Annotated in this window: 12 protein-coding genes; 3 read left to right on the top strand and 9 right to left on the bottom strand. The window is 71.0% G+C overall.

All coding sequences use genetic code 11. From position 1 onward, the window contains the following. Nucleotides 1–13 precede the first annotated feature (13 nt). Nucleotides 14–2,485, bottom strand: a complete 2,472-nt coding sequence (locus OF852_RS13745) for a ribonucleoside-diphosphate reductase subunit alpha (protein ID WP_271119722.1) — start codon at nucleotides 2,483–2,485, stop codon at nucleotides 14–16. A gap of 402 nt (nucleotides 2,486–2,887) precedes the next feature. On the opposite strand from OF852_RS13745, the gene OF852_RS13740 reads away from it, so the two are divergent. Then, on the top strand, nucleotides 2,888–4,096 hold the full coding sequence (locus OF852_RS13740) for an MFS transporter (RefSeq protein ID WP_271119721.1): 1,209 nt from the start codon (nucleotides 2,888–2,890) through the stop codon (nucleotides 4,094–4,096). A 6-nt stretch (nucleotides 4,097–4,102) separates the two neighbouring features. Here OF852_RS13740 and OF852_RS13735 read toward each other — a convergent pair whose 3' ends face one another. After that, nucleotides 4,103–4,462: a group I truncated hemoglobin gene (locus OF852_RS13735; RefSeq protein WP_271119720.1), complete on the bottom strand. Its 360-nt coding sequence runs from the start codon at nucleotides 4,460–4,462 to the stop codon at nucleotides 4,103–4,105. A gap of 67 nt (nucleotides 4,463–4,529) precedes the next feature. Beyond that, nucleotides 4,530–5,087, bottom strand: coding sequence for an NADPH-dependent FMN reductase (locus OF852_RS13730; RefSeq protein ID WP_271119719.1), 558 nt, complete (start codon nucleotides 5,085–5,087; stop codon nucleotides 4,530–4,532). A gap of 44 nt (nucleotides 5,088–5,131) precedes the next feature. On the opposite strand from OF852_RS13730, the gene OF852_RS13725 reads away from it, so the two are divergent. Next, nucleotides 5,132–5,953 carry an aldo/keto reductase gene (locus tag OF852_RS13725; RefSeq protein ID WP_271121182.1) on the top strand — a complete coding sequence of 274 codons (822 nt, stop codon included), beginning with the start codon at nucleotides 5,132–5,134 and terminating at the stop codon, nucleotides 5,951–5,953. Nucleotides 5,954–6,115: 162 nt separating this feature from the next. Here the strand turns inward: OF852_RS13725 and OF852_RS13720 are convergent, their stop codons facing one another. Both OF852_RS13720 and OF852_RS13715 read right to left on the bottom strand, forming a co-directional pair. Next, on the bottom strand, nucleotides 6,116–6,937 hold the full coding sequence (locus OF852_RS13720) for an alpha/beta fold hydrolase (RefSeq protein WP_271119718.1): 822 nt from the start codon (nucleotides 6,935–6,937) through the stop codon (nucleotides 6,116–6,118). 85 nt (nucleotides 6,938–7,022) lie between these two features. Further along, nucleotides 7,023–7,217 (bottom strand): hypothetical protein, encoded by a 195-nt coding sequence (locus OF852_RS13715; protein WP_271119717.1) that lies wholly within the window; start codon nucleotides 7,215–7,217, stop codon nucleotides 7,023–7,025. A gap of 216 nt (nucleotides 7,218–7,433) precedes the next feature. Between OF852_RS13715 and OF852_RS13710 the strand changes: the two genes are divergently transcribed. Then, nucleotides 7,434–8,378: a DUF4349 domain-containing protein gene (locus OF852_RS13710; RefSeq protein WP_271119716.1), complete on the top strand. Its 945-nt coding sequence runs from the start codon at nucleotides 7,434–7,436 to the stop codon at nucleotides 8,376–8,378. Between the two features lie 42 nt (nucleotides 8,379–8,420). Here OF852_RS13710 and OF852_RS13705 read toward each other — a convergent pair whose 3' ends face one another. Genes OF852_RS13705 through OF852_RS13690 form a run of 4 tightly spaced genes read right to left on the bottom strand, consistent with a single transcriptional unit; the run spans nucleotide 8,421 to nucleotide 13,766 of the window. Beyond that, nucleotides 8,421–10,043 carry a dipeptide ABC transporter ATP-binding protein gene (locus OF852_RS13705; RefSeq protein WP_271119715.1) on the bottom strand — a complete coding sequence of 541 codons (1,623 nt, stop codon included), beginning with the start codon at nucleotides 10,041–10,043 and terminating at the stop codon, nucleotides 8,421–8,423. Then, nucleotides 10,040–11,074 (bottom strand): ABC transporter permease, encoded by a 1,035-nt coding sequence (locus OF852_RS13700; protein WP_271119714.1) that lies wholly within the window; start codon nucleotides 11,072–11,074, stop codon nucleotides 10,040–10,042. Before OF852_RS13700 ends, OF852_RS13705 begins: the two co-directional genes overlap by 4 nt. Beyond that, complete coding sequence (locus tag OF852_RS13695) at nucleotides 11,071–12,069, bottom strand: ABC transporter permease (RefSeq protein WP_271119713.1); 999 nt, start codon at nucleotides 12,067–12,069, stop codon at nucleotides 11,071–11,073. The genes OF852_RS13700 and OF852_RS13695 overlap by 4 nt, the downstream gene beginning before the upstream one ends. Nucleotides 12,070–12,083: 14 nt before the next feature. Beyond that, nucleotides 12,084–13,766 carry an ABC transporter substrate-binding protein gene (locus OF852_RS13690; RefSeq protein ID WP_271119712.1) on the bottom strand — a complete coding sequence of 561 codons (1,683 nt, stop codon included), beginning with the start codon at nucleotides 13,764–13,766 and terminating at the stop codon, nucleotides 12,084–12,086. Nucleotides 13,767–13,820: the final 54 nt, after the last annotated feature.

The following is a 13,820-nucleotide window of genomic DNA, read 5'->3' as shown; positions in this document are numbered from 1 at the left end:
ACGTCGTCCATGACTACTTCCCCAGTCCGCCGAAGCCCTTGCGCGCCGGCGCCGCGGCGGCGGGCGCCGCCGACTCCGCCGCGACGGGCTCCGCCTTGGGGGCGCCGAAGCCGCGCTTCGCGCCCTGGCCGATGTCCTCCGACTTGTTGACCTTGACGGTCGACTGCTCGGCGGTGTGACGCGGCTTCATGTGCAGGTAGTACGTCGTCTTGACACCGCGCTCCCAGGCCCCGTAGTAGATGTCCATCATGTCGCCGAGGTCGCGCGTCTCGAGGTACATGTTGCGGCTGATCGCCTGGTCGATCCACTTCTGCGCGCGCGCCGCGACGTCGAGGAACGAGAAGGGCGAGAGCTGGAAGCTCGTCTTGTAGACGGCCTTGATGTGCTCCGGGATCGCCTCGACGCGCTGGATGTCGCCCTGGCTGCGCAGGACCTGCTCGCGGACCTCGTTCCAGATGCCGAGCTCCTGGAGGTCGCGGACCAGGTTGCGGTTGATCTCGAGGAACTTGCCGTTCGAGGTCGAGCGGCTGAAGATCTGCGAGAACTGCGGGTCGAGCCCGGGCGTGGTGCCGGCGACGAGGCCGATGGAGGCCGTGGGCGCGATGGCCATGAGCGTCGCGTTGCGCATGCCGCTCTTGACCTTCGCGCGGAGCGCGTCCCAGTCGAGGCGGGTGGTGCGCGAGACGTTGATCGGGGTGCCGCGGTCGGCCTCCGTCAGCGCGATCGAGTCGAAGGGCACGAGGCCCTCGGACCAGCGCGAGCCCTGGAAGTTCGTGTACGAGCCGCGCTCCTCGGCGAGCTTCACGCTCTCCTCGATCGCGGCGTACGACACGTGCTCCATGACCTCGTCGATCAGCTCGAGCGCCTCCTCCGACTCGTAGGAGATGCCGAGGCGCTCGGTGACGTCGGTGAAGCCCATGACGCCGAGGCCGATCGCGCGGTTCTGCTGGTTCGAGAAGTCGGCCTCGGCGACGCTCGAGACCGTGATGTCGATGAGGTTGTCGAGCTGGCGGACCGCGAGTCGGGCGCTCTCCTCGATGAGCGTCCAGTCGAAGCCCTTCGTGCCGTCCTCGTGGGTGACGAGGTGCGTCGGCAGGTTGATCGAGGCCAGGTTGCAGACGGAGACGTTGTCCTCGTCCTGCGGGAGGCAGATCTCGGTGCAGAGGTTCGAGAGGTGGATCGTGCCCGTGTTGTTGTTGAGGGCGCGGTTGTTGATCGTGTCCTTCCAGGTGAGCCACGGGTGGCTCGTGGTCTGGAGGGAGATGAGGATCGCCTTGAACTGCTCGCGCGCGCCGATCTTCTTGAACATCCGCAGCTCGCCGCGCTCCGCCATGGCGATGTACTCCGCGTAGCGCTCCGAGAAGGCCTTGCCGTAGAGCTCGCCGAGGTCGGCGACCTCGAGCGGGTCGAAGAGGTACCAGTCCTCGTCGTTCTGGACGCGCTTCATGAACTCGTCGGAGATCCAGACGGCCGTGTTCGCGGTGCGCGTGCGGCGGTAGGGGTCGCCCGAGTTGTTGCGCAGCTCGAGGAACTCGGGGAAGTCGAGGTGCCAGTTCTCCATGTAGAAGCAGAGGGCGCCGAACTTCTTGCCGCCGCGGCTGACCGCGCGCAGCACCGAGTCGATCGTGTGCATGAAGGGGATCGGGCCGGTCGACATGGTGTTGTTCGAGCGGATGGGCGAGCCCTGCGCGCGGAGCTTCGAGACCGAGAGGCCGATGCCGCCCGTGCCCTTCGTGAGCCACATGACGTCGCGGACGCTCTTCGCGATGTGCTCGATGTCGTCCTGCATCTCCATGACGAAGCAGTTCGAGAGCTGCGGGTAGGAGGTGCCGGCGTTGACGAGCGTCGAGCCTGCCGCGAGGTACTCGAGCTTCGACATCTTCTCGTAGAACGCGATCGCGTGGCTCGTGGCGTCGGCCTCGTTGAGCGAGAGGCCCATCGCGATGCGCATCCAGAAGTACTGCGGCACCTCGAGCGGCTCGCCGTTGCGGGCCTTGATGCCGTAGCGGTTGTTGAGCGTGACGGCGCCGATGTACTTGAGGAGGCCGTCGCGCTCGGGCTCGAGGGCCGCGGCGAGGCGCTCCAGGTCGAAGATGCCGGTCGTGAAGCGCGAGTCGAGGAGCGTCTCCTCGACGCCGCGGGCGACGTACGCGGCGAAGTGCTCGCGGTGGAGCGCCGTGAGCTCCTCGGGCGAGGCGTAGTCGCCGAGGACCGCCTTGTAGACGGTCTTGAGGAGGAGGCGCGCGGCGACGGTGTCGAAGGCGGGGTCGTCCTTGACGTTCTGGAGCGCGACCTGGATGACCGCCTCGTCGAGCTGCTGCGTCGTGATCCCGTCGAAGAGGGTGAGCTCGAGCTCGGAGGCGATCTGGGTCACCCACGTGATGCTCTCGTCGAGCCCGCGGCTGGCGTCCTCGATGGCGAGGTTGATCTTGTTCGCGTCGTAGGGCTCGCGCTCTCCGTTGCGCTTGACGACCGTGATGGACACTGTGGATCCGACTCCCTCTTGCGCCGTTCGGCGCATCCCCGGTGTGCTGATGGTGTGCCGCGGGTTGATGGTGCAGACGCGGCCGGCTGCGAAGCGATGTCGATCGTGCGGTGGTGCTGATCCCGGGCTCCGGGCACGCTGAACAGCGGGCGCGGGAACGCGGGGGGAGCTGCGGCTCAGGCCCAGATCCCCGGCCCTCGGCGTCGCAGTTCGACCACTATATATCGGGGGACCGACACTGCAAGCACCCAACATCTAGTGGGCGTGTCATCCACAACTGTGCATAACTACAGCCCTGTTATTCACAGCCTGTGGAGGGATGCCGGACTCCTCGGACCATGCTCGGGGGCGCCGCCGACATCCCGGCTGCCACGGCGCGGCGAGAACTAGGCTGGACGCATCGTGAACGTCTACACCGACCTGCTGCGCACCCCGGGCGTCGCCCGGATCATCGCCGCGCAGCTCACGGCCCGGTTCCCGAGCGGGATGCTCTCGCTCGGCTACCTGCTCCACATGGAGCACCTCTTCCACAGCTACGGCGCGGCCGGCCTCGTCCTCGCCGCCACGAGCGTCGGGCAGGCGGTCGCCGGCCCGCTCACGAGCCGCTGGATGGGCGTCTGGGGCATGCGCCCCGTCATCATCCTCACGACCGCCGTCTGCGCCGCCTCCATGACGGCGATCGCGTTCCTCGAGACCGAGCTCTGGGTCTACATGGTGCTCGGCCTCGTCTGCGGCCTCAGCTACCCGCCCGTGCAGCCGGCCGTGCGCACCATCTACCCGAAGATGGTGAACTCGCGCCAGCTCACCCCGCTCTTCTCGCTCGACGCATCGGCGCAGGAGCTCATCTGGATCGCCGGTCCCGTCGTCGTGACCTTCGTCTCGACGCAGGTCTCGACCGTCGCCGGCATCGGGCTCTCGATCGCGTTCCTCATCGTCGGCGGGCTCTGGTTCCTGACCTCCCCCGAGCTCGGCCGGGTCCGCATCCCCCGCAGCAAGCGGAAGCTCGGCGTCGTGCTCGGCCGGCCGCCCGTGCTCCTCGCGACCGTCGTCGGCTTCCTCGTCGTCGGCTCCTGCGCCGCGATCGAGGCCGGCGTCGTCGCCGAGTTCGGCGAGGGCGGCGCCGAGGCGGGCATCGTCCTCGCGATCTGGGCGGTCGCCTCCCTCCTCGGCGGCCTCGGCTTCGGGCACCTGCCGCTCGGCCCGTGGGCGCTCGCGCGCCGCACCCTCGTCATCTTCCTCGGCACCGCGCTCGCCGCCGTCGCCTGGGACTTCTGGACGGTCGCGATCGCGCTCGTGATCGCCGGGCTGTGCCTCGCACCCGCCCTCGCCGCGATGTTCGCGATGGTCTCGGCGAGCGTCCGCTTCAGCGACACGGCGGAGGCCTACGGCTGGGTCGGCACGGGGCAGCTCATCGGCGCGGCGGCCGGCTCCGCCGTGGCGGGCTTCCTCATCGACGCGCGCGGCCCCGACGGCGCCTTCTGGGCCTCGGCGGCGTTCGCGGCGGCGGCCCTCGCGGTGGCGGCGGCGTTCCATCGCGCCATCCCGGATCTCCGCGGCCGCGACGCGAGCCCCATCCCCGACACGGAGCCGGTGCCCGTCACCCCGAGCTGACGCGGCTCAGCCGGCGGCGCAGCCGTCCACGATCTGGCCGCGCAGACGACCCAGGTCGCGGCATGCGCGGCGGACCGCGTCCTCGCCGACCCCCGCGTCGCGCAGGCTCGCCTCCAGGTGCTCGAGGCAGCGGTCGAAGGCTGGCTCGTCGATCCCGAGCCCCGCGTGCGCCTCGCGCATGCTCCGACCGCGGTACGCGTCCGGCCCGCCGAGGGCCATCGCGACGAAGGCGCGCTGATGCGCGCGGAGCCGATCCATGTCGATCCCCTCGAACCACGGCGCGGTGATCGGATCCTCCGTCAGCCGGCGCGAGAACTGCGCGACGGCATCCCGGATCCCCGTCGCGCCGACGACGCGATGCGTCACGACGTGCTCCCCCCGAGCGGGCCTGATCCCCGCTCGAGCCCGATGATACCTCGCGGATGACCGGGATTCAGCCGCGCACGGCCGTCGGCGCGGCGAGCGCCTCGAGCTCGTCCAGGAGCGCCTCGAGCGCGCTGCGCTCGCCGTCGGCGGGCGAGAAGACGCCGTCCTCGACCCGGGCGCCCACGTTCGCGATCTCGACCGCCGCAAGCGCCCGCGTCATCCCCAGGTAGGAGACGACGGGCTCGAGCGCGGTGACGCCCCGGGTGCCCGCCGAGATGCCGCCGTAGCTGACGAAGCCGAGCGGCTTGCGCTGCCACTCGGCCCAGAGGTAGTCGATCGCGTTCTTGAGCGCCGGCGAGAAGCTGTGGTTGTACTCGGGCGTCACGAGGACGACCGCGTCGGCGCCCTGGACTCGCGCGCTCCACGCGCGGGTGTGCTCGTGCTCGTACCGCTGCTTCGCGGGATGCGCGGGCTCGTCCATGAGCGGCAGCGCGAGCTCCGCGAGATCGACGAGGTCGACCTCCACGCCCTCGCGCTCCTCCGCCCGCTCGGCGACCCACGCGGCGACGCTCGGGCCCACGCGGCCCGGACGCACGCTGCCGATGATGATCATGATCCGCGTCATGCGATCCTGCTCCCCGTCTCTCGACTGCCTATCGTGGAGGGGTGATGCATCAGGCGACCCTCCCCCTCTCCGACGGCCACGCTATCCCGCAGCTCGGACTCGGGGTCTACAAGGTGGCCGACGACCATGCCGCCGAGCTCGTCTCGGGCGCCATCGAGCTCGGCTACCGGCACATCGACACGGCGACGCTGTACCGCAACGAGCGCGGCGTCGGCGAGGGCGTGCGCGCCTCGGGCGTCCCACGCGAGGAGCTCTTCATCACCACGAAGGTCTGGAACGACCAGCAGGGCTACGACGAGACGCTGCGAGCCTTCGACGCGAGCCTCGGCCTCCTCGGCCTCGAGCACGTCGACCTCTACCTGATCCACTGGCCGGCCCCCGCGCAGGACCGCTACGTGGACACGTGGCGCGCCCTCGAGCGGCTCCGCGAGGAGGGCCGCGCCCGCTCGATCGGCGTCAGCAACTTCCACCCGCACCACCTCGAGCGCCTGGCGCGGGAGCGCGACACGACCCCCGTCGTCAACCAGGTCGAGCTGCACCCCTGGCTCCCCCAGCGCGAGACGCGCGCCTACGGCGACGCCCACGGCATCCTCACGGAGTCGTGGTCGCCGCTCGCGCGCGGCCGGGTCCTCGAGGATCCGGTGCTCGCCGGCATCGCCGCGAAGCACGGGCGCACCCCGGCCCAGATCGTCATCCGCTGGCACCTCGAGCAGGGTCTCGTCGTGATCCCGAAGTCGAACAGCCTCGAGCGCGTGCGCGAGAACGGCGAGGTCGGCGGATTCGCGCTCGACGCCGAGGATCACGCCGCGATCGCGGGCCTCGAGTCGGGCGAGCGCACCGGCATGGACCCCGACCACCACGGCTGATCCCGGTCCCGGCGCGAGATCAGGAGAGCGACCGGGGTGACAGCACCGCCGCCGCGGGCATCCGCTGATCTGGTGACTGACGAGCGGTGCGGCTCCTGATCCCGCGCCACGCCGAGCACGCAGGGATGCGGGAGGACGCGGCTCCCGGTGCGGGCTCGCGGCCTAGGCGCGAGCTCGGTCGCCGCCGAGCTCTCGCGACTCGATCGCGGCGCGCACGACGCGCGCGACGCGGCTGCGGACGAGATGATCGTTGCCCTCGACGCGGTGCGAGGTCACGTGGCGCATCTGCTCGACGATCCGCAGGCCCGTCGGCTGGAGGAAGGGGTCGAGGGTGCCCGCGACGAGATCGATGGGCGCTCGCACGGCCGCGATGTCGCTGATCGCCGTCTGCGACTCGATCGAGTTCTCGAGCGAGCGCACGAAGGCGTCCCAGTTGCGCTCGCTGACCTCCAGCACGTGGCGGATCGGCGACATCCGCGCGAGGAGGGCGGCGTTGCGGATGGTGAACGCCTTGTTGCCGCGGAGGTACTCGTAGGCCTTGAGGTAGAGGCCCATCGCAGCGCGCTCGACCGGGTCGCCGACCTCGCTCGGGGCGAGGTAGACGGGCGGCGCGATGAGCACGAGGTGGCGGATGCGGGAGGGTCGGCTCGCGGCGTAGCGCGCCGCGAAGAGGGCGCCCATCGAATGGCCGACGAGCGTGATCGGCCCGCGGATCCGGAGCCCGCGGATCGTGCGCTCGAGCGAGGCGACGTGCTCCTCGATCGTGTACCGGCCGTCGGGCGCGGCCGGGGACTCGCCGAAGCCGAGCAGGTCGATCGCGATGACCCGGTGCCGGCCGACGAGCAGCGGCACCAGCTTCTCGAAGGTCGTCGAGGAGGAGGCGATGCCGTGGACGAGGATCACGACCGGCCCCGAGCCCTCGTCGATCGCGACGTGGAGTCGCGGCGGCCGGCGCCGGAGCCGGAGCCGGTCGAGCCAGGTCATGTCGGCATCCTCCCACGAGCGCCCGGACACGCCGCGAGCCGCCTCCCGCGCGGGAGGCGGCTCGGCCGCCGGACGGGGTCGCGACTCAGTCGCGCAGCCCCTCCTTGTACTCGTTCTTCGCCTTGACGGCGTCGCGGTCGGCCTCGGCCTTCTTCACGTCGGCCTCCGCCTTGCGCTCCTCGGCGCCGTCGGAGATGCGCTCCTTGGTGTCCTCCACCGCGCGGCCGATCTTCTCGCCCGTCGCCTCGGCCGCATCCTTCGCGTTGTCCAGGAAGCCCATGATCGTCTCCGTCTCGCTCGTCTGTGAGGGTGGTCGTCGTCGACGCTACGCCCGCACCCAGCTCGCGCTCCCGACTCGCACCCGCCTCCCAGCGCGCCGTCGGGGAGCATCCAGACCGTTCCGTGATCGCCCGGTGACCGGATCGTGATCGGCGACGTCCGAATCGTGACGGACGTTGGGTACCGATGCCGCGACGCGCTCCCTAGCGTGAGAGCCATGAGGCGCATGAGGACCACCACGGCAGCCGGGGCGATCGCGATCGCGGTCGTCCTCGGGATCACAGGATGCTCGGCGAGCGGCGGGGCGCCCATGGGCGCATCCGGCGAGTCGGCAGGGGAAGCGGGGCGCGGCGGCGGCGCTCTCGTCGAGGAGTCGGCGGCCTCGCCCGGCGAGGACCTCGCCGTCGACCCGGACGCATCCGGACGCGCGGTCGTCACGACCGGCTCCGTCACCGTCTCGGCCGCGCACCCCATCGAGGCGGCGGCGGATGCGGTGCGCATCGTCGAGCGGGCCGGCGGGCGCGTCGACGACCGACGCGAGTACTCGCCCGAGGACGGGGACGGGGACGGCGGCGAGGGCAGCGCCTCGCTGACCCTCCGCATCCCGAGCGCCGAGCTCACGGCGGTGCTCGACGAGCTGCGCGGGCTGGGCACGGCGCAGGAGGTGAGCATCGGATCGGAGGACGTCACGACCGCGAGCGCCGACCTCGACGCCCGGATCTCGGCGCTCTCCGCCTCGATCGACCGGCTCACCTCCATGATCGGGAAGGCGGCGAAGACGAGCGACCTCATCGAGCTCGAGACCGCGATCGGCTCGCGGCAGGCGGAGCTCGAGTCGCTCCAGGCGCAGCGGCGCTCGCTCGACGACCAGGTCGCGATGTCGACGATCCACCTCGAGCTCGTCTCGGTGGCGGTCGCGACGGCGCAGGCTCCGCCCGAGGGGCCGGGCACCTTCGTCGAGGGGCTGCTCGCGAGCCTCGACGGGATGCGCGCGGTCGGGGCGGGCCTGCTCGTCGCGGCGGGCGTGCTGCTGCCGTGGCTCGTGGTGCTCGGCGGGCTCGCGCTCGGGGCGGTCGCGCTCATCCGCCGGATCGCGCGCCGGACGCCCGTCGCGCGGCCCGCGCCGGCGGGTGCCGGCGGCGAGGCGCCGCCCGTCAGCTGACGGCGGCGCGCCCCGCGGAGGCCGGCTCGGGGAGCGGCCGGGCTACGAGGCGCGGCGCCGGTACGGGTCCGGGATCGCGTCGAGGAGCTCGCGCGTGTACTCGTGCGAGGCATGCGAGGTGACCGCCTCCGTGCCGCCCTGCTCGACGATGCGCCCCTGCTCGAGCACGACGACGTCGTGCGCGAGGGCGCGGGCCGAGAGCAGGTCGTGGGTGATGTAGAGCATCGCGAGCCCGCGCTCCTCGACGAGCCGGCGCAGCAGGTCGAGGATCGCCGCGCGGATCGTCACGTCGAGGCTCGAGACCGGCTCGTCGGCGACGAGGATCTCGGGCTCGGGCGCGAGGGCCCGGGCGATCACGACGCGCTGACGCTGCCCGCCCGAGAGCTGGCTCGGGAGCTTGTCGAGGAAGTCCTCGGCGGGGCTGAGGCCCACCTGCTCGAGGAGATCCGCGGCGCGCTGCCGCACATCCCCTTTCGTCGCCCCCGCGTAGTTGCGCAGCGGGCGGCTCAGCGCGTAGAACACGGTGCGCGTCGGGTTGAGCGAGGAGTACGGGTCCTGGAAGACGAGCTGCACGTGCGAGCGCAGCTCGCGCAGCGCCGAGCCTTTGAGCTGGTCGACCCGGCGGGCGCCCGCCTCGCCGGCACCCGTGAAGCGGACCTCCCCGGAGTCGGGCCGCTCGATGCCGAGCAGCATGCGCCCGATCGTCGACTTGCCGGAGCCCGACTGCCCGACGAGCGCCGTCACGCGGCCCTTGCGGAGCGCGAGGCTGACGCCCCGGAGCGCCTCGACCTTGCGCTGCGTGCGACCGCGGCCGATCCGGTAGGTCTTCCGCACGTCGTCGATCTCGAGGACCGCGTCCGCCTCCGGGGCGAGCCGGTTCTCCTCGGGGATGTCGTGCGCGGCCTGGTAGGAGCCGAGCAGCTTCTTCGTGTACTCGTCGTGCGGGTCGTCGAGGATCTCCTCGGCGCCGCGGTCCTCGACGATGTCGCCGTGGTACATGACGAGCACGCGGTCCGCGATCTCGAGGACGGTGCCGATGTCGTGGCTGATGAAGAGCACCGCGAAGCCGAGCTCTGCCTGCAGCTCGCGCAGCCGGTCGAGGATGCGGCGCTGCACGAGCACGTCGAGGCCGGTCGTCGGCTCGTCGAGGAGCACGAAGCGCGGCTTCAGCGCGAGCGAGAGCGCGAGCGCGACGCGCTGCTTCATGCCGCCCGAGAGCTCGTGCGGGTAGCTGTCGAGCACCCGCTCCTCGAGGTCGACCATCTTCAGCAGCTCGGCCGAGCGCGCCCGCGAGGCGTCCTCCCCGTGCGCCTCGAAGGTGTCGGCGAACTGCGCGCCGACCGTGAGGACGGGGTTCAGCGAGTTCATGCTCGACTGGAACACCGTCGAGAGGTCCACCCAGCGCAGCTTCCGCAGCTCGTCGAGCCCGAGGCCGGTGAGATCCCGCCCGTCGAAGACGACCGAGCCGCCCGAGCGGGATGCCGGCACCTGGAGGAGCTGGAGGATCGCGTTGCCGAGGGTCGACTTGCCCGATCCCGACTCCCCCACGAGGCCGACGAACTCGCCGGGCTCGAGGGAGAAGCTGACGCCGCGCACGGCGTCCGTGGGGCGCTGGTCGCGCGGGGTGTACCGCACCGCGAGGTCGCGGATCTCGAGCAGGCTCATGCGGTGGCCTCCTTCGCGGCCTTCCGCCGCGTCGCGGGTCTCGGCGCCTTCTCCCGCAGGTGCGGGTTCGACAGGGCGTCGACGCCGAAGTTGATGAGCGTGAAGCTCGTGATGAGGAGCGCGAGCGCGAGGCCCGGCGCGACCACCCAGCCCCACTGCCCGATGAGGAGCGCGGAGCCCGTGGAGGCCTGGTTGAGCATGGCGCCCCAGCTGACCGTCTGCGGGTCGCCGAGGCCGAGGAAGGAGAGCCCCGCCTCGCCGCCGATCGCGCCGAGGGCCGCCCCCATGAAGCCCACCACGATGAGCGAGGACATGTTCGGCATGATCTCGCGCGTGATGATGCGCCAGGTGCCGTCGCCCGCGAGGCGCGCCGCCTCGACGAAGTCGCGGGTTCGCAGCGTCAGCACCTGCGAGCGCTTGATGCGGGCGCCGTAGGCCCAGCCCGTCACGCTGATGACGAAGATGATGAGCCACACGCCGCGCACCGGCGAGTAGGAGGCGAGCGTCACCATGAGCGGCAGCGTCGGCACGACGAGCCCGAGGTTGATGAGGAAGCTCAGGATGTCGTCCACCCAGCCCTGCCGGTAGCCGGCCACGAGGCCGATGATGAGCCCGATGATCGAGGAGATCACGCCGGCGACGACGCCGACGAGCATCGAGGTCTGCGCGCCGATCAGCAGCTGGCTGAAGACGTCCTCGCCGCGGTCGGTCGTGCCGAGCAGGAATCCGTCCTGTCCGGGCATGAGGTTGCCCGCGCCGACCGACTCCTTCGGGTCGAAGGGCGCGATGACGGGCGCGAGCACGGCGATGAGCGCGAAGGACGCCACCATGATCATGCCGACACGGCACTTCGCGTCGCGCCACAGGATGATGAACCAGGCGGGAAGCCGCCGGCCCCGCGCCCGGGCGATCTGCTCGTCGGCCGAGGTGCCGATCGAGACCGTCTCGGGGCCCTGCTCGGCGGGGCCGCCGCCGCGTCCCTCGCCGAGGTCTCCGCCACCGGAGCCCGAGCCCGTCGTCATGCCGCTCATGCGCTGACCTCCCGTCGGACGCGCGGATCGAGGATCCCGTAGGCCACGTCCGCGAGCAGGTTCGCGAGCAGGATGCCGGTCGTCGTCATGAGGAACAGCGCCTGCAGCAGCGGGTAGTCGCGGTTGCCGACCGCCTCCACGAGGAGGCGGCCGAGGCCCGGGTAGTTGAAGACCTGCTCGACGAGCACCGTGCCGCCGAAGAGGCCGCCGAGCGCGAGGGCGAAGCCCGTCACGCTCGGGAGGATCGCGATGCGGGCGCCGTAGCTGATCGCGATGCGGCGCTCGGAGAGGCCGCGCGCGACCGCCAGGCGGGAGAAGTCCTCGCCGAGCGACTGCACCATGTTGTTGCGCATCGCGAGGATCCAGCCGATCGGGCCCGTGATGAGGAGCGAGACGGCCGGCAGCACCGCGTGCTGGAAGGCGTCGACGAGGAACTCGCCGCCCAGGCCCGGCACGGTCGAGCTGTAGCCGCCGCCCTCCGGGAACCACTGCAGCTGGAACGCGAAGACGTAGATCAGCAGCAGCGCGATCCAGAAGTACGGCAGGGTGCCGAGGAAGGTGGAGCCGAGCGTGAGCACGCCGTCGACGCGGGTGCCGCGGCGGTAGGCCGCCCAGGTCCCGAGCAGCGTGCCGACGATGAAGGAGAAGATCGTCGTCACGCCGACGAGCACGAGCGTCCAGAGCATGGCGTCGCCGATGACATCCGTCACCGAGTACGGGAAGTAGGTGTACGAGACGCCGAACTCGCCGCGGAAGATCGAGGCGATGTACTGCCCGTACTGCACGACGATGTTCTCGCCGGAGATGCCGAGCATCGTGCGGATGGCCTCGAGCTGTGCGGGGTCCACGGTCGAGGGACCCTGGTCCCCGCCGAGGCGACGCAGGATCGCCTCGGCGGGGTCGCCCGGCTGCAGGCGCGGGATGAGGAAGTTGAGCGTCACCGCGGCCCACAGGGTGAGCACGAAGAACGCGAGCTTCCGGAGGAAGTAGGCCATGGTGAACGCCCCCCTCAGCCCTCGGAGCCCGTGGGCTGCAGGTGGGTCAGCACGAGGAGGCTGTCCGCGTACTTCGCGTACGGGTCGTCCTCGTTCGGCCAGCCGGTGGCCTGCTTGGTCGAGTACTGGAACCAGTTGGCGCCGTACCAGATCGGCACGTAGGGCACCTCGTCCATCATGATCTGCGACAGCTCGCCGACCGCGGCGCGCTGGTCCTCCTCGCCGACGGCCACGCGCAGCTCCTCGACGAGCTGGTCGGTGCGGTCGTCGCGCCAGCGGATCTCGTTGGTCGCGGCCTTCTCGCCCGTGGGGGCGGTCTGGTCGCTCGCGAGCGGCTCCTGGAAGTTGCGGAACATGTTGCAGGTCCCGCCGCGGACGCCGAAGGTCATCTCGTACTCGCCGAGGCTCCGGTCGCTCTCCACCGTCTCCGGGGTGGGCGTCTGGAGGTCGATCGTGATGCCGAGCGCCTCGAAGTCGTCCTGCATGACCTGCGCGGCCTGGATCCAGTCGTTGTAGCCGCCCGGCACCTTGAAGCTGAACTCCATGGGCTGCCCCGTCTTGTCGAGGCGCTTGCCGGAGCCGTCCGTCCCGTAGCCGGCGGCGTCGAGCGCCTCGGCCGCCGCATCCGCGTCGTAGGCGATGTAGGAGGCGTCGCCCTCGAGTCCCTCGGGCAGCCACTCCTCCATGCCGGGGAGCACGAGCCCCGTCTGGCTGGCGGGCTCGACGTAGCCGTACTGCGCCTCCTCGACGATGCGCTCGCGGTCGATCCCGAGCGCGATCGCCTTGCGGAATGCGACGTCGTCGAAGGGCGCCTGCTCGAGGTTCATGAAGAGCGAGATCGGCGAGCCGGAGGCGAACCAGTAGTGGTTGTTCTCCGGGTCCTTGTCGACGTAGACCTCCTCGATGTTCGGGACGAACATCGCGTTCGCGTCGTAGTCGCCGCGCGAGAGCTTGAGCTGCTCGACCTGGCCGGCATCCGACTTGTTGAACTGGATCTCCTGGACCTTGACGTCCTCCGCGCCCCAGAAGTCGGGGTTCCGCTCGATGACGAGCGCCTGCGGGGTGAAGGACTTCACCGTCATGGGGCCGGAGGAGACGGGCTCCTCGTTCGTGAAGGTCACGGGGTCCTCGACGTCCTTCCAGATGTGCTCGGGCACGATCCGGACGTTGTTGACGAGGGTGAAGGCGGAGGCGCCGGGACCGGTGAAGGTGAAGACGACGGTGCCGGGGTCCGGCGCCTCGACCGAGTCGAGGTAGCGCCACACGCCGTCGACGTCGAGCGCCTCGTTGTCGCGCAGCAGCTCGAAGGTGAACTTCACGTCCTCGCCGTCGAGCGCCTCCCCGTCGGTCCAGGTCGGGCCCTCGCGCATCTCGTAGGTGAGCTGGGTGCCGTCCTCGTTCCAGGAGAAGTCGGTCGCGAGCCAGGGCGTCGCCTCGCAGGTGTAGTCGTTCGTCTCCATGAGCGGCTCGTAGAGGTACTCCCAGGCCGCGAGCCGCGTGGGCACGAGGAAGGGGTTGTAGTTCACCTGCGGGTTGTCGCCGCCGCCGAAGCCGCCGTACTCGAGCTTCTGGATGAATCCCTCCTCGGTGAGGCCGCCGCCCCGGTCGGCGCCGCCGCCGCATCCGGCGAGGGCGATCGCGGTGGCCGCGGCGAGCGCCACGGCGCCCGCGGCGCGTCTCCTGCTGTTCCTGCTCATGTCGTGTCCTTCCTTCGCTGCAAGGGTCGAGATGTGGGATGGATGCCGGCACGC

This window comes from Homoserinibacter sp. YIM 151385 (genome assembly GCF_027912415.1).
Lineage (GTDB): Bacteria > Actinomycetota > Actinomycetes > Actinomycetales > Microbacteriaceae > Schumannella.
This window is presented reverse-complemented; position numbering and strand designations above follow the sequence as displayed.